The organism is Mucilaginibacter sp. SJ (genome assembly GCF_028993635.1).
GTDB lineage: Bacteria > Bacteroidota > Bacteroidia > Sphingobacteriales > Sphingobacteriaceae > Mucilaginibacter.
The window spans coordinates 6,085,427-6,102,619 of record NZ_CP118631.1 but is presented as its reverse complement, the minus strand read 5'-3'; the positions used below and the strand labels follow the sequence as shown (position 1 = coordinate 6,102,619).

General features: G+C 39.5%; 12 protein-coding genes. 5 read left to right on the top strand and 7 right to left on the bottom strand.

What is annotated here, in order from left to right; genetic code table 11:
- Positions 1-588 precede the first annotated feature (588 nt).
- The 7 genes from MusilaSJ_RS25010 to MusilaSJ_RS24980 all read right to left on the bottom strand — a co-directional run bounded on the left by MusilaSJ_RS25010 (position 589) and on the right by MusilaSJ_RS24980 (position 10,739).
- The gene (locus tag MusilaSJ_RS25010) at positions 589-1,461 is read right to left on the bottom strand and encodes a hypothetical protein (protein WP_274987483.1); all 873 of its coding nucleotides are present in this window, start codon (positions 1,459-1,461) and stop codon (positions 589-591) included.
- Between the two features lie 501 nt (positions 1,462-1,962).
- Positions 1,963-2,829 (bottom strand): hypothetical protein, encoded by an 867-nt coding sequence (locus tag MusilaSJ_RS25005; RefSeq protein ID WP_274987482.1) that lies wholly within the window; start codon positions 2,827-2,829, stop codon positions 1,963-1,965.
- 89 nt (positions 2,830-2,918) lie between these two features.
- A complete protein-coding gene (locus tag MusilaSJ_RS25000) occupies positions 2,919-4,766 on the bottom strand; it encodes an AAA family ATPase (RefSeq protein ID WP_274987481.1) in 1,848 nt (615 codons plus the stop codon).
- A 95-nt stretch (positions 4,767-4,861) separates the two neighbouring features.
- On the bottom strand, positions 4,862-6,823 hold the full coding sequence (locus tag MusilaSJ_RS24995; protein WP_274987480.1) for a DUF262 domain-containing protein: 1,962 nt from the start codon (positions 6,821-6,823) through the stop codon (positions 4,862-4,864).
- Between the two features lies 1 nt (position 6,824).
- Positions 6,825-8,213 carry a DUF262 domain-containing protein gene (locus tag MusilaSJ_RS24990; protein WP_274987479.1) on the bottom strand — a complete coding sequence of 463 codons (1,389 nt, stop codon included), beginning with the start codon at positions 8,211-8,213 and terminating at the stop codon, positions 6,825-6,827.
- A gap of 246 nt (positions 8,214-8,459) precedes the next feature.
- Complete coding sequence (locus tag MusilaSJ_RS24985) at positions 8,460-9,590, bottom strand: pYEATS domain-containing protein (RefSeq protein ID WP_274987478.1); 1,131 nt, start codon at positions 9,588-9,590, stop codon at positions 8,460-8,462.
- A 42-nt stretch (positions 9,591-9,632) separates the two neighbouring features.
- Positions 9,633-10,739 (bottom strand): hypothetical protein, encoded by a 1,107-nt coding sequence (locus MusilaSJ_RS24980; RefSeq protein ID WP_274987477.1) that lies wholly within the window; start codon positions 10,737-10,739, stop codon positions 9,633-9,635.
- Positions 10,740-11,046: 307 nt separating this feature from the next.
- Between MusilaSJ_RS24980 and MusilaSJ_RS24975 the strand changes: the two genes are divergently transcribed.
- The 5 genes from MusilaSJ_RS24975 (at position 11,047) to MusilaSJ_RS24955 (ending at position 17,135) form a co-directional block, all read left to right on the top strand.
- The gene (locus tag MusilaSJ_RS24975) at positions 11,047-11,781 is read left to right on the top strand and encodes a hypothetical protein (RefSeq protein ID WP_274987476.1); all 735 of its coding nucleotides are present in this window, start codon (positions 11,047-11,049) and stop codon (positions 11,779-11,781) included.
- Between the two features lie 242 nt (positions 11,782-12,023).
- Positions 12,024-13,022 (top strand): hypothetical protein, encoded by a 999-nt coding sequence (locus MusilaSJ_RS24970; protein WP_274987475.1) that lies wholly within the window; start codon positions 12,024-12,026, stop codon positions 13,020-13,022.
- Positions 13,023-13,029: 7 nt separating this feature from the next.
- Positions 13,030-13,479 (top strand): hypothetical protein, encoded by a 450-nt coding sequence (locus MusilaSJ_RS24965; RefSeq protein ID WP_274987474.1) that lies wholly within the window; start codon positions 13,030-13,032, stop codon positions 13,477-13,479.
- A gap of 1 nt (position 13,480) precedes the next feature.
- Positions 13,481-16,735, top strand: a complete 3,255-nt coding sequence (locus tag MusilaSJ_RS24960; RefSeq protein WP_274987473.1) for a tetratricopeptide repeat protein — start codon at positions 13,481-13,483, stop codon at positions 16,733-16,735.
- Complete coding sequence (locus tag MusilaSJ_RS24955) at positions 16,719-17,135, top strand: hypothetical protein (RefSeq protein ID WP_274987472.1); 417 nt, start codon at positions 16,719-16,721, stop codon at positions 17,133-17,135. Before MusilaSJ_RS24960 ends, MusilaSJ_RS24955 begins: the two co-directional genes overlap by 17 nt.
- Positions 17,136-17,193: the final 58 nt, after the last annotated feature.

The following is a 17,193-nucleotide window of genomic DNA, read 5'->3' as shown; positions in this document are numbered from 1 at the left end:
TCCAAGATCATCAAATGTACTGGTCAATTTTGATACGTCTACCATAGTCGTCGTATTGTGGAGTTTGGTTTCAATGCAGGTACGCCTTGGATACAAAGCTAAAAACAAATCCTAAAAATCATGCCGATTTTAAAAAAGTGTACAAATTGAATGCTCTATCTTTCTGATCATCATTACCTGCTGACCTACCGCAAAAATACAGTGGAGGCAAAACAGAAAATTGGCTGCAACCAACCTATAGTCCTCCTTCTGTATAACAAATCAAGATCAATCTACCCGGTTGCAAACTATTAAATAAAATTACAAAAAATCAAATTATAAGTCAATCAAGATCAGCTCTTTGTCGCAAAGGATCTCTGATAACGAGGTATCTAAAAAAATTCAAAATCATTCAAGTAACAAAATTCACATAGAACCAAAAAATGAAATTTATAAACGACAACAATATCGGATCGAATAACCTTCACACCGCGGCGGCGATGGCTGAACCATTGCCGCCGAAATCTGTTTTTTCTGCCTTGGAAAGGTATACGAATTCGTAAACGCGTGAAAAACCGGCCCGGACGTATCCGAACCGGCTATACCACCTTACCAACCTTGCTTTTTTATAAACGCCCGGATTTCCTTCATGGTTATCTTATGACATCCTACCCTTATAAAATCCTTGTTGATCTCTTCAACTTCGTATCTATCCATAAGTGTCATGTTGCAATCAGTACATCCCCCTTTTTCAATTGTTTCTATAACTAAACGATAGAATCGCCTGGCGATTGCTTCAGGAATTTCGACACGCTGCGAAGTTTGCACCCTGTTGGTATCCTTGTCAAAGCGAAGATAATCGAAGCCGATACGCTTGTTGATATAATTAGTTTTGAAGGCTCGCCAATCCTTTAGTTGTACCTGATGAATTTTAAAATCCCGCTTATACCTTTTTTCCTCTTCTGCCTTTCTGAGGGCTGCTTCTTTTTCAATGACGGCAGAGTACTGACTTAGATTTTGAATCGCCCCTACCTCTACCAAATTTGCAGGTAAATCCAACCTATAAAATTCTGCATATTGCTCCGCGTCATCAAACACGCATCTGATCTGTGAAATATATCTTTCCGGCTTTCTTGCTCTCTGTAGATTACCAGCTATTCCCTTAATCTCTTCATACCATTTCTCGAAAAGCTGTTCATGATCCATTCCTGCCACAGGCACACGCAGTTGCTTTAAATGATTGGAAGCGCTTAAAACGATATTTACCTGCCCGTTTGTAGTATTACTGTTTTTTTCGCGGGTGATAATAACCGCACGGTGTCCCCTATCATTTTGTGTATGATAACCTATTAGGAAATGTGAGCCATATGACCAAATCCGGTCACTTTCAAAGAAAAAATTCCCGGTTGCTGTGCGTGCGTCGCTTTGGGAGCGGTTTGCCCAAAGGTGGGCAACGGTGTGTTTATCAACTACTCTTTTCATCCTGTTCTGCCTTAAGTGTTTTGAAATCATTTCGGCAAAAGCCTCAATTGGCCTTTGATAGAGGCAGAATATTTGCGCGTTGGGCTGGCGAACAACGCTGGCTTAAAAAATACTACCCGTGCGAAGTGAGGTGTGGAGATTTTTTATAAGCCACTTGCATGGCATTGAGAGCCGAAGAGGTATAAATTCGCCTCAGGCAAAGGACAAATGAAAGCATCGGTTAAACACAAAAGCCATTGAAAAGAGAAGTTCAGCAAGTTCAAAAGCGAACTGCATCCCGGTTTTGGTACCGGGCGCAGCACCCGAAGGGCCTGGTTCGCTTTTGAACTAATGCCTGCACCCCCAATATTATTAAAACATCTATTTATAAAGTACTATCTCATAGATCATCAGCGTTCCGGGACAGACCGCTGATGATAGCGATGGCCTTAACAATTTAGTATAGGTCCTGTAGAGGAGCCTGTAATTGATCAATCAGCTCCAATGTAGCCGGATGTATAATCAGGTCAATAGCCCAAGTTCATCCAAAATATCCTTTTTCAATTTACTTAATGGTCTTCTGATCAGTTGCTCATCCTCCAGATACACCCCAAAAGCGAGACGATAAATTTCTTCACGAGTTAACGGGGATTTGAGAATTGTCTGAAGTGACGAAAGATATCCTTCCGAATATGCTTTTTTCAGATAGATTAGTTCTCTTATTTCTTCGCGGTGAACATGGTATATCTCTCTAAGTTTCATAGCCTTCACACTGGACTCACTGAATTTATTAAAAGTATCCAGCTTGCTTTCCGCCAACAGATGATCTTCCAGCGTATACGAAAATTTAAAGACCATCTGCTTTTTCGGATTTGGATACTTGAGGTAAGGATGAAAAATATCTTTTAAAGCCATCGTCTTAGATCCTTTGAGGCTGCTGTTGCAAACATTACAGCTCGGGATCAGATTATAAAATGAAAGAGCCAGCAGAGGAAAAGTTGATTTCGGAAACCAATGATCAAATGTGGGCCGGGCTATCAGATCACGCTGATCTGTTATAATGGTGTGAGTATAAAGACGGTTACAATAGACACAAGTATCTATCGGCATATTTTCAGCTAAATGGTAACCGTTATAAAAGTTATATGTATCTTCTTCCTCGGTTTTAATAAAGGCGTCGTACCTCAAAAGTCTTTTAAGGCTGTCCCTTTCCTTGTCGGTCGTAAATTTGTTTTTTATCTTGTCAATCACGTCGGGAGTGCCAATCAGGACATCTTTTAAATTATTATCATCAATGAGAAAGCTTTTGACACCTGAATGTATTTTACTTACCTGGTTGATCCTCTTTGTCAACCCTTTAGGATGGACCTCCGTAAAATACTTTCCCAACAGCTTTTTTTTAATAATATACCGGATATTCTTGTAATGCTCATTTTTAGCGTTTAAGAACGCGGGGGTTGTCTGGTCAATATAAAACATCAGATTTCCCTCCTTCTTCTTCTTTCAAGCCGGCGAATCTCCTCATCGATAAGATCGAGCTCAAATTGCCTGTCACCCAATGCTTCCGATAACATCTCAGCTAATTTAAACTTCAGTATTGGTTCGTCTATTACCCGGATGATCCGCTCCATTTCACTTTTCCGGGTTGCTGAAATCTGTCGATTTCGGATATCCTCAATGAGATCATCAATTTCTCCGGCAACAAAATCGCCTATCTGTCCGTCCTGGATAAAAAAAGAGTCCTTTAGAAGGTCGGCGATGTTAGCCCCAAACGTTCTTTTTAAGGAAGAACTACCGATGCGGGTCCGGCCATCAATACGCTCGAGATAGACCACGTTGTTTTTCGGAAGATCGGAAAGTGTTAGCGGATCGTGTGAGGTGATAACTATTTGTATTCTGAAACCCTCAAATATTATTGGAACCAATTCTCTTAAGTACTTGACGTAAGCCTTTTTCCACTGCGGGTGAAAAGCGTTATCTCCTTCGTCCAGTAAAATCAGGATATCTTCCTTAACATTTTTCAGGGAGTCATAATTGTATTCATCTATTTCAATCCCGCCCCTGATATTACCGGCGTGATAATAAAGCGTGCTGAACAGATTCAAAAATGACTGTTCTCCTGAACTTACGGCGATGTCCGGCCTGAACCCAAAAATTGGTTTAAAATCTACTTCAAACCAGTCGTTCTGGAAGGATTCATTGAATTCATCATACAATTCTATGATCCGAAGTGCCTCTGATTCTTCTATAATCATGTCCCCCCAATTATCAGTCGTACGTTGCGGATCAATCAGCGACACGATGTAGTCAATGAGTTCCAGTAATCCAACGTGCTTGTGAAGATAGTAATTAGATTGGCCGCTATGCACACCGGCGTTTAACAGAAACCATTCGATAGAACTTCGCACATCCAAATTTTCCAGCTGTGCTTCAAAGTCCTCCGGAATAATTCCTTCCTGCAGATACTGGTTTCCCTGCCGCTCAAATATTGACACCAGCTTTGCAAGGGAAAGTTCAAAAAGATCATATTTAAATCTTACTGGGAAATAAATCAGTTGCGAATCCGGATCTCTCGGATCATATCCTTCCAATGCCTTAATTTCTTGCGCTGCTGCTTCTGCTTCTATCTTTTTAAGTATTATTTTTATAGATGGTCTGAGCTGGTATGCCGTATTATGAAAGCGGTCAGGCTGTTGTACGGTCAGATCAAAGTGCTTTAAACTTAATATAACCTTTCTGAAAGTAGGTAATGTTACCTTGGTTTTATTCTGACCTCGGAAGAAATGATTGAATTTGATCCAGCGCTTGATATTTTCTGAAAAATGCGCCTCCAGAAAATCCACTAACTGTCCGGAATCACCGTGGTTATCATTCTTGATCAAGCTATACTTTGACAAGTCTTTTCCATTGGCTCGGATTGAGTTAAAGGCTGCATCATTAAGATATGGCGTGTAATAAATCCTGTGAAAATCTTCCGGACTTTCGGTCAGCCAATATTTATCCGTATCATTCTCAACAACATAAAGACAGTTCCAGTCGCTGGTTATTAGTTTAAGAATTGATGTTTTCCCCCCGCCATTACTGCCGACGATACAGGAGAACAGCGAAACTTTATCATTTAAAATATCGTCCAGATAAAAACTATTAAGTTTTACATCAGTGATTTGAGAGTCCGAAATCGTATAAAGGAACCGACCTCCCAAATTTATAGTCTGTTCAGCATGCCCTTTACCGAAGACATGGGGCAGATATCCCCCCGGGATATAAATAGCAGCAATGCGCATAGCAAGAGATTCAGATTTTTTATAATTATGATAAAAAGACATTACATTTTCAAGGGTTTGAGGTTTTCTATCAGGAATGCTTTATCCGAGGCTTGTGCCATCTTCCTGCTGGGTAAAAACTTGCCAGCCTTTCACTATTATGCCTCGCCCTCCAGCGTCGGTATTGCTATATCGTTTTCTTCTTGCGGCAAAAGCAACTTTTCGTAATGCCGGTGAAGTAACGCAATCATCTCCTCGTTATGAATTTCTACTTTCTCTGCCGTTACATCCCTGTCACAGAGTCCGAAAAACCTGGCAAGTTTCAGCGAATCATAAGTCGTTTTTTTCAGATGGTCAATATATTTTTTTCCGGTATCTTGGTTTCCATAGCTGGAGTTCTGCCCTACCGACAACAGGGTCAGGTTACCGAATGTATGAAGCAGAAACCTTCCATCCGGTGCATACAGCCTGGTACCGTATTCATCTTTCTGTGAGCAGATGTGCTCAACGGAGTTTTTAGATGTCATTCGATAATCCCTGAATTGCTGATGCTGTCTATCCGTCCAGGTTTTCCATAAAACATATTCCAATTTGTAGAACCAGTAATGTTTGAAATGAGTACCTAGCTCACCATTGAGATAATTGGCATAGTCAAGCTTTTCAGCTAAGGGAGTCCCTGACATAAGGTTCCAGGTGGCTTGCTTGTCGCTCAATAAAGAAAGCGAGAGATAGTCATCAATAATTTCCAACTCCACTGTTTCTGTTTTTTCTTCAATTAGCTTTTTCAGATAAGGGCTGAGCCACATTTGCGTATTGTAATTACCGGTGAAATAAAGCATGCTTTGCAGCATAGACGATGCATTTTTTTCTGCTATCGGGCCGCGTGACAACTCTGAAGTAACAAGACGCTTTCCAAGTAGTCGTTCCCCATTCTTTTCTACCCATTTTACGATATGCTTATCAAAAACATACCGAACTTTCCACAAAAGCAGGAAGAACCACTTAATTTTATCTTCATCCTCTGAAGTGATCACTTCAGGAGCAGTAATCACTTCAAAGGACTCTAAAAGATTATTACTATGAAAGGGAAGACTAAGATCATCAGCGCATTCCCTATGCAGGTAGATCCTAAGCGTATGCAACAGCAGTTGGGGAAAGGTGATGATCGATTCGCAAACTACTTCGCGGCCATCCCGGGTTTTAACAGACTTTACATTTTGAGTTTCATCCTGAGCTGTTAGTATCTCGGCCAGGCTGACTTTTCTAATAGTAGCTGCATGAGGGTTATCATTTGAAGACAGCAAGAAAAGATCTTCCTTATATTCCGCAAAATTATCTGGCACCAGCCCATCAGTTAGCTGGAAAGCTTCCTTTACATTGTGTTCAAAATAGTTATCCATATTTTCACAGGACTCCCATATTTTACTATAAGGAAGTTTTTTCACTTTGATCTTTTCGAGGAGTCGTAATTTCAAGATATCTGTCTGCTCCAGTTGAACGCCGCTGTTATTCAGAGTCGTAAACAGCTTTTTAAGGTCTGTATGAGCCGGAGCTGTGTTTTTTACAAAAAACACCTTAGTTGAAATATATTCAGCGAAGTCCCGGAGTCGGTCATTCGGGCCGCTTGCAGAATATTGGGGTAGCATTTTGACAATGATCTCTCCAGCATGCGCTATGCCACTTAGGAAAGGTTTTTCTTTTAAGATCTCTCCCGGGATTTTAAAAGTTTGTGTGCGTACCGGGTCGTCGATCAACGCCTGTAGATATTCCTGCACTTCACTCCGAATCTCAAATGTTAGTCTAACTTTGTTTTTAACCTTTAAAAAAGATGAAAGACCACTTTTTACGCCGAGCTGTTCAAACGCAAGTGCAATAAGCCATAGCGTTGTGAACCGCTGCTGACCGTCAATCAGTTCTTCTTCATAACCGCTGCTCGCGGTAACAACGGTTCCCAGATAATAGATCTCATCCGGATTCTTGTTGAATGTTTCCCAGAAATCACTCAGCATTTTTTTAATCTGCAGATCTCCCCATACATATGGACGCTGATAAGCCGGAATGAGGAATTGCTGATCCTGAAAAAACGCAATATTTATTAATGATGACTTAAAACGGCTCATATTATTGTATTAAAGAAATTATCCCTTCTTTGAGACGAGGATCAATAGCATCAGCATCGAGATGAAAGCTGATTTTGAAAAACTCAGTCAGTCGCTGAAGATATCGGCGCTTAACCGTATTGCCGGTTAGGTTCTCGTGATTTACAGTTGCTTTAAAGCTTTTAAGCTCCTCCATAAGTTCGCGGTGGTCAAAAGCATTCAGTATAATGTCGACGACCGGATAGCCACGGAGAAATTCGGGAACAGATACTTCCTTTACCGTTTTCGGGTTTTTAAGGCGGGGTTCGTATGTACACCGGAACAACCATAACGCCGCTTCGTAAAGTTTTTCAGTCCCAAAGCGGTGAGCATAGCAAAGTAGGGATATCTCGAAAAGTTCTTTCAGGAACAGTGTGCCGTCAACTGGCTTTATAATACTGTTGATAAAACTTTCATAACTCTGATCTTTCCATTCCCCGTCTTTATATGGCAATACTTCACTGTAAAGATTACTGAAAGCAACCATATAATCGACCAGGTTTTCCCCGTCATTCAGGGGTTGCCTGATCGCAAACGACACATTCGGCAGAGTGGTTTGAATACCGCTACCGGTCGACTGCACCTTTGCGAAGACAAATCCAACGTCGGGAAGATGTCCTTTTCGCGTTCTTTCGCTAAACTCGCCGACGATAGCATTTTTTATCGCCCTTTTTTGATTTCTTCCCGGTGCCGACCTCGGCCTAAGGCAGTTCCAGTATCGAGCCTTAAGCAGTAGTATTGCAACCTTATCTAACTCATTATGCTTTTCCCATCTGACCGCGGCCCGACTTCGGGAACAGCTATTTTTGATCGCCCTGAGATGATAGGCTTTGATAATATCGACACCGGAAAGACGGACACCATCGGTATTCTGCGTTTCGAAAAATGTGTAAGCATCATCCTCTCTGTCAGTGACAACCAGTGTGACATTTACATGCTCTCTGATCCGCCAGTATAGTGGCCTGAACTCTTCCGCCCGTGTGAGCAGATATTTATAGTTTTCTCTGATCTGCTGCGTCGAAGATGGAGAAGAGTAGTCAATGGCAGGGACTTCGCTTATATTTATTGCAGTTAACAAAAGAGCTATCGTCGTTAAGCGCTGCTGACCATCTATTATATTGAGACTATCCCCTTTCCGGTGGAGTATAATGCTGCCCAGGTAATAATCCGGGCGCTCATCAGATTCCTGCAGAAGATATTCCGTAAGGTCATTCAGCAGCCGGTCTGTTTCCCGCTTTCCCCAAAGATACGGCCGCTGATACTCCGGGACATTCAGCCGTCCCGAAAATGAAACGAGTGAACCATCTTCCTGCTTTGAATTTACCCTGCCATTAAAAAGTGTATCAAGCGAACAGCTCGCGGTTTGGATCATATAATTCGATAAGATTTTCAGCTAATAATTAAAATACAAAACATTGTCCCCGGCTGGTCAGTTTAGTCATCCTATAGATTGATTAAGATATGGACAGTAATAAAGGAAGCATGACTTTGAACTTAGAATCTATAAAAAAGATTTATTCCGGCCCTTCCGGCTAATATTGAATTAACTTCTGGTGTTCATTGGCAAAGCCAATGCCATAATTGAATATCAGGCACACCATGCTATGCTTTTTTCATTTCAGTTTTCAATTGTTTCTCTATTTTTGAAATCTATGTTTTTATAAAGCTCAAATACTTTTCCATCTTGGAAGTATACCTTAGCTTTTATTGGAAAGGTTCCCCAGACTGCCAGACTGAGGTAAAAATTATTCGCGCCATTTGTAACGCTCATAGTTGGATGAGGCATAGTTTTATGCATAAAGTAAGTTACACTATCAATTTTCAGCCCAGATTTATTAGTTATACTTAAATATACGTCATAAGGATTGCGCAAGCGAAGCCTCTTTCTTGAAACCACATTAAACGTAACATCTCGTTTTTCAGCGGTCTCTATGTTGGTCAGATATTGCTCCGTTAACGTGTTACAATCCCGCATTTTCCAAACTGGCCAGTAATGAATACTTGTCTGGCTGGTCATATCCGAGGTATACGTTTTAGCCCTATCAAGCACGTTAGCCCAGGTAAGTTTTGAATTCTGTGAAGGGTCACCATCAAGGTATTCGTTCAATGCGCGTAAAAAACAGTTGGTGAACATCGAACCACTAGCTGTCGCCCAGGTATTTTTTCCCGGCTGCCCTGCTGTAATAATGATTTCACAAGCCGAAGAAAACAATTTTTTAGCATTTTCTTTTTGGTCTGGTGTAATCTGTGGATTACTATCAGTATTTCCAAATTGTTCAAAAACAAATGCTTCTTGTGGTGTGATGTCAAGAAAACCGCTACAGGCCTCAATTACCGTGATCAGTACTGCAGGCTTTTTCTTTAGGAAAATCAGGTGTTTATTAAACGCGGATATTAGAGAATCGGGAACATCGAGTTGAGGAAAAATATTGCTGTCGTATTTGCTTTTAGCCCCGTGCGTACTAAAATATACAAACACAATATCATCGGGTCTTATCTCAGCTTTGTCAATGACTGAATTTACGTTAGCCACATTAAAATCATAGCCCGTTACCGAATTTTCATTATAGCTATAGCCTAAAGCTCCGGCTATCAACTGAAATTCGTCCCTCATGTTTGTATAATTCAAACTTACTGACGTTCCAATCTTTCTGTCTTTAGTTTTACAGAACATAAATGATACAACTCGTTGAGCATTGCTATGACTTGCAAAAAAGCAAAGTGCAATGAAAAAGATAACTTTTTTCATGATAAACAGGTTAAATTGAATTATTGGATTGGGGTTAAAACATCAATTAGGTATGATCGTAAATGAAAAAGTAGATGGGAAATTTTCCTTCACGTAGCTGCTTCCAAAGTAATAATTATAGCTTACGCGAAAAGTTGAGGTAATTGCCATACCAAAACTCAACTGATTAAATCCAAACGATTTTTTATCTGACTTCGCCAGGTTATCATAAAAAAGCCCGTTTCCAGAGACATTGGCAAAGCGAAAATTTGAATAAAAGGTCAATATGTTTAAAGCTCCGGTATAGAACACCGCTCCTTCTACCCCAAAGTTATAATTGACTGCATATTTATTGTTATCAGTTCCTAACTTAGGGATATCCACTGCAAGTTTTGGTGCTGCGATCAGTTTGAAGTAAAGTTCATTATTTCGTTTAGCCTCAATGATCGGATAACTGAGATTTAAAACACCATTTCCACCTCCGCCCAATAAACGCTGAACAGCGTCCTCCTTTTTCTCATCTGGATTTGCGTCATTAGTAGAATTGGATTTATTGCTGATCAAAGCACCGAAACCCACCCGAACAGCTCCAATGTAGTCGGCATATAATTCGTTAAAAATCGAAGCTTTACCTCCGTCAGAGCTGATTGACAGTAGTGAATTATTAAGAAACTTACTTTTACTGTCAGCTACTGTTCCATTGTAAAACATCTCGGCATCAACGGAACTCGTAACAAAAAAAGCATGTATCCAGCCGGAGGTTTTTACAAGATAAAGGTATCCTTCAGCAGCTTTTCTTAACTCGTTAACTTCTTTTAAATCAAGTTCACGTTTATTATCGAGTAATTTACGGTTGGCTTCCAACACTTCGACTCCTTTTGAACCATCCAGTTCATCGAAAGCTTTTTGGTACTCTTCGTTTATTTCCTCCTCCCTTTCACTAGCCTGTTTATTCAATCTTTCAGCCAAATTTTTATAGTTCTCAGCCATAAAATTTGTCTTTCCATCATCCAGCTTTTGCGAAATATTGCCGCTGGTGTCCGTAAATGAAAATGACTTCAGTTTAATCGGATATCGGTTACCATTAGTAAATCCTAAAGGAATCGTTTGTGCATAAGTTTTGAAACTCCATAACAAAACTAAAGCTAAGATTAAGGTCTTTATTTTCATGATAAGGTTGCTTTTAGACCTTTAAATTAACTGTTTACTTTTTCAATAACAATTTTTAGGAATAATTTATATTTCAAGAAAATCAAGCAGATTTTGACTATGGTCTTGACAGTAGTCTCTGCCCGGATAAGTCCCATTTATTGTAGTGGCACCTGTTGGAAAACGGGCATCACTTTGGCTACTCACAATGAATAAACTATCATTATTTGTTCTCAGCTCACCTTGCGTTAATCACCCTGCGTTAAAATTGGCACGCTTTAAATTTATTAATATATTAACTTTATAATATATTAAAATTCAACTACCTATGTCTGATCACGAAAGATATGTCGCTCTGCTTCAGACGCTGAAAGATAGTTATAGTGAAAATAACAGCGAGCAGGAGCTTTACCTGATGGAACAATTGCGACAGGCCGAAACCATAGAAGAGTTTAAGGCCATCACTAGGATAATTGGAATTTCCGGGGGGCTGTTCTGCATTCCAACACTGATGGCTTTTTCAGTTGAAAAGGGATCCCCCAAAGTAATGCCCGCAATTTTTGCCATAACTGAAATATATAGCCGAATAGAAAAAGATGATATTTCGGGACTAGGAAACTTTTTTACCGCCAGTTGGTGGCGTCCAAGATGGAAAGGCAGCCTATCCAAATTCATCAGCTACATCTCCTGTATTTCAGAGCTAGTCAGGTTATCTCCTCAACATACCGATGAGACGATTGATACAATCGGTGAAAAAGTAGCCAATGAATTCGAAATAGATTTGTTTCCCTTTGAAACATTTACAGAGCTAAGATTATGCACGCCAGGATGGAACGCCGAAAACGACATCAAGAAGTTAATGTGCGCGGTTGATGGAGATATGCAGTTAATATCCATGCTTAATGAGCAGGATGTAGGAAAAAGCAAAGAAATGCTTCACGAAGAAAATATACTCAATATGCGATGTGATTACTTATTGACCAGGCTTAATTTCAAAGTAGAATACGAACTATTTCGCTATTTACTAAAAACTGCCGAAGTCTTGAATTCGGCGGATAAATGAAGTTGAAATTTAGATGCTACACATTGATCATTGATTTAGCTGATCTTTTATAAGAGCGGTAACTTACCAGAATTTTAATATCTGTCAAAGGATTAGACCCTTTCGCATTTGACAAATCAATTAAAGATTATGTACCTTAGTGCAGAGTCAACTCCGGGACGAAATCTAAACAATATCACACTCCAGTTAAAGCCCTAAACGGTTTTCATATTCGTTTAATTCTCCCGCATAATATTAAAAATATGCTTAGAAATTTTGGGATGGATTATGGCGTCAAGCCGAAAATGGTTTTGCTTTCCGACATGTCATTTCAGGAAGAACTGCAGGCCGCAAAATTCAATGGATTCATTTATGACTTTAACCCCAATTTAGATGGAGAGGAAATACCCACTGAAATAGGCTTTCGCTTTGAGAACGAACCACATGCTGAAAAGTTCTTTGACAGTTTAATTCACTGGTACGAAGAATCAGGTGGCGATAGCAAAGCCATCAACATGGAATTTACCGAATTAAACAACGGAGATTATGCTATCGTCCTTTCGCCAGATATGGAAATGCTGATCAAACGTATGGTGCCGGAGCATATCATCGACAGAATTGACCCTCTTACTTTCATTGCCTCAAGAAATCTCCACCTCATAGATCAAAGCGGCATGTTCAAAAAATTCAGGGCCAAATATGTAGAAGGGCGCCGGATCGTTGTCAGGTATTTCATTTTTGAGAAGGATGGCAAAATACGTCCGAGCGAAAAATATTTTGTTAAAACTGAGTTTTCGTTTTACAAGGAAGATGAGCTACCCAAGAATTCAATGGCTTATATGAACTTAAAGGGAGGAAAAAAAGACATCAAAAAACGTCCAATGATGCCTGCCGATCATCCAGGACTTCTGAAACACCGTTTAGATGACCTTAAATATTTCTTCCCCGTAACACTTGATAAACTGACCTCGGAAAATTGGTTGAATAATGTGACCAAGACCATAAATAAATCCTATACCAATGACCAGATCACACAGGCGATTTGTAATCTGATCCTATTTGAGCGTTTAAAAAAGGATGAAAAATCAAAAATCAACATTAATAAACCAGGTTATGACCTTGATATCATTACCCATTTAGCAGAGACTTTTGAATCGTTCGATAGCTTCTTTCCCGAAAACGGGTATTTTACCAAGCAGGTCATCGAAAAACAGATTCGCGCTGATGTCAAATTCCTAAAAGAAAAATTATCAAAACCATAAATATAACATGATAGCAACAACAACAATTTTAGCCGGACTATATGCATTTCTGGATGTTCATAAAGAAGACATCGCCAGTAAAATCATAGCAAGCGCAAGCTATGATATACTTAAAAAGTCTTTAGATTTTTCTGCATTAAAAAGAAAACTGGGATCCTTCTTTAAAAAAGAAAATGATAGTGAAAATTTCGTCGAAGCGCTCTGTAATAAACAGATCACTGCTGATGCTGAAATAACGCAAGAAGTGAAACAAGTTTATGAAGAGATATCCGGGCAAAAATTTGATGATCAGATATTAAAGGTTGTCAATGAATGGCTATCCGATAGCAAGGGGGCTATAGAAAATTTGAACATTGTCAACAATACGGGCAATTCAGGAGGTTTTAATATCGGCAGTCAGAATGCAGGCCGCAACATATTCAACATTCAGGGGGACTATAAACGCGACAAAGAATAGCATGGATATTGGCGACCAATATGCTAAAGGCGATATTTATAATATCGGCAGGATGGATTTAAACGGAGGGACGTTTAACGCCGAAACCGTTTATTTAAAAGGTAGTGCAGAAGATATTGAGCTTTTGAGTAGAGAAAGCCAAACGGCGCTTGCCGCGCAATTCAAAATATCCTATTTAGATTTCATTGTCGCCGATAATCAAAAAAAGTTCCTGATTGATCGTCAGATCATCAAAGACATCCAGGCGCGATTTGATACGCAAATGGACTTGCCATTAATCGGTATTCCCGGTGTAGGTAAAACTTGTCTACTTTACCAGTTGTCTACCGGAACACCTAACGTAATTTACTTGCCAATCGCAGGAAAATCGTTATTAACAGTCGTTGCCCATCTTGTCAATAAAATCAATCTGGCTTCGGGCCTCCCTTTGATCAAACTGATTGACGCTGAGGCCGGGCTTGAAATTTTACAAGGATTGCTGTTGAGCAGCAATGAGACTGTTATGATTGATGACTGCGAATCGAATCCGGAAGTGGTAAGCCGTTTATTATCGTTAAGAAAAATGGGTAACCGCTTTATCTATGCTTCAAGAAATGAATTCCAGTTTATCAATAATGGGATTGAACCAATTCGAATATCCAGTTTTTCCTATGAGGAAATGAGGGTATATCTTAAAGGCTCTCAAATTTCACTTGACGTCCTTACCACTAATGAACTTTTTGAAGCATCACAGGGAAATCCATTATATCTCTATTATTTTACGCAATACCAGATCCATCCATTACCGAAAAATATTATTGATTATCATCATGCAATTTGGGGAAACCTTACGCCCAAGCAGCAACATTGCCTGATCTATATTGCTCTTTCTTATAAGCCACTTGGTTTACAGGTTATTGTCGATATGTTGCCATTCGATTTCCCCACTGAAGCGGACGATTTCATAAACTCTTTGATCGCACTCATCAAAAATGAGAATAATAGATTCGAAATATTTCATGCCGCATTTAAGGAATATATAGTCGAGAAGCTGACCTCTTCACAGCTAATCAATCAATATCAAAAATCGCTTGGTGAATACTACCTTAAAGAGAACGAAGGACTGCAAGCTGCGCACTTACTACTGGATCATCAACCACAGTCGTTAGAAAACATCGCTAATGATATCGTTCACCAACTGATCAATGATGGAGATCTTACATTTGCGACACGCGTGATGCTCGTAATGCTTGACCTGCGAAAAACCAATTTTGAAAAAGGGTATCTGCACTATCATCTTGCGTTTAATTTCAAAATGCTCAATAACAATAAAAAGGCAGAATATCATCAGGAGCAGTCGCTGTCTTATTTCAATAAACTCAAAGATCGAAGCTGGTATAACGCGTCATTAATGAACAAAGCCACATCAATGGTTGAAGACGGCAAATTGGACGAAGGTTTAGCAATTGCCGATAAAGTATTGGCGCGTTCACAGCAATTTGGCCCGGCTTTCGAAGGACAATTACTGGTTAATGTCTCTAAAATATACGTGGATATTCATGAAAATGAAAAGGCAGCCAAGGCTTCATTAAAGGCTTACCGGTCGTTTGAAAAGCAAGACCATGTATTTGGCATGTTATCCAGCTTGATCAATCTGGCCTCAGCGTTAGCAAAACTTAGTGGCTACGAAGAAGTTGCAGTACAATATGCCGACAAAATACTTGAATTCAGTAATCTTGGGGCAGGATTTAACCTGGAATTAATTGCATTAAATATCCTGACTTCGGTTAACCGGGTTAACGGAAACTATACAAAAGCGAAAGAATACGGCCAGCGGGCTGTCATGCTTTGTCAGCATTATAAGCTGGAAAATAAAGCCATTCTAAATCTTATTAATTATGCGAATGTACTTCGGGATGCAGACGAAATTGAAGAAAGTTTGATTGTATATCATGAAGCTTTGATTGCCGCTAACAGACTTAATCTTATCAAAGATGAATCCAGAATTTATTGGATACTTGCCGATATCTCGGCTTCAAAGAAAGATTTCGGCAAGGCTATCGAACATATCGATGCTTCGATTCGAAAATCAACGGAGATAAGCTATAAATACGGAATTGCACATGGGTACGAAGACAAAGCCCGCATCTATCAAAAGATGGGCGACCTCCGTGCTTCAGCTGACAATTATGCGTTGAGCACAGAAGCATTTAGCTCGCTCGCTGATTTTACCAGGGAAAGATCCCGAACACTACAAAAGGCGATACTCTTGTATTTGGAACTGGGGCTGAATGATGAAGCAAACAGGTTATTTAAGGATTCAGCAACTATTCTACAAAATGACGGATTTTATGAATTTAATGCCCTGATCAATGACCCTAAGAACGCTTTGGATATTCATTCTTACTTCAAGTTGTTGACATCCTCTTATTTAAAGCTGGCAAATCCAACCAACCTGATACGCGAGTACATCATGTATTTAGAGTATTGTCTGACTAACCTCAAAACCAGCAAAAAACATTTCAATAGCCTTTTGCTGGAGTTCGCATTATCGCTGAATGAAAACAGATTTGCAAGGGCAATCCTGGCGGTCCTGATTGAACAATCCAAATCACTTATGGACGGGGAAAGTCTAACAGTTATTTTGAAAGTTTTGAGTACTCATCTCGCTGGCTTTCATGCCAGGGAGATTGTTCATGAGTCAATTCTACTTATCAGGTTAGAGGGAGGATTTAAACTTGAAATCATTGCTTACACAGAAGATTTGATCACTTTAAAGCTGGGAATTGCTCAAAGTCTATTTTTGCTGGCTGCTCCGGAATTATTGATTATAGATAAACCGCGTCAACAAGATTTCTGTAAGGTGCACATTTTTATGCTCAATGATTTTAAGCGGGTATTTACTAAAGTAAATATACCAACGAAGGATGATCGCGTGCTTACTTACCATTTACAAAAGGATGATCATCAAGTACCCAATTTTATAACGATAAATGAGCGATATGAAACTGCGGCCGACATGATTGCAGATATCAATAACAAACATTTCATGTATTTCTTAGGCGCCTCTATTCGCACACTGATTACCGGTTTTTATCACTTAAAACCAGGAACGGTTGACCACCTTGCCAAACATCTGACAAGGAAGATTGCTTTCTTGCTTGGCCTCACAGGTCTCGAAGAAATAAAAGCACAAAAAGAAGCTTATGCGATAGACCTTGAAAAACTTGAAGGATTAGTTGAAAATTATTTTACAGAAGATGGAAGAATTGGATGATTTAATGCACTATGCGGTAAGCTTAGAATTCAATGCGCCACCAAAACAAGGTGATGCAGCGTTACTGGGAATAGCATTTGCGAATGCTACCTTTTGCAAAAAAGCTTATTCCCTGTTTAAGAATAATTTTATAGATCAAAAGATCAGCGCGGCGATTGAAGTAAAAGAAGTAACATTGGATATACTGTTACAGAACGATAAGGGTCAGCTGATATTCAAAGCCAACCTTAATTATGATAAACGTTATCTGGAAGAATTTCTTAAAACATGGCCGCCCGGTCAGCAAATTGCTTTCATTTTCGGTGCAAAGCAAAACCACCGGTTTTATATTATCAATCCGGAAGCTATTGAAAAAGACTTCAAGCCATTTTTATTAACTGAATATCAATTAGTCAATTAAATCTTTAGGTATCTTTTCTACCACTTCATAAAGGGATTTAAACTTACCCTTTAATTAC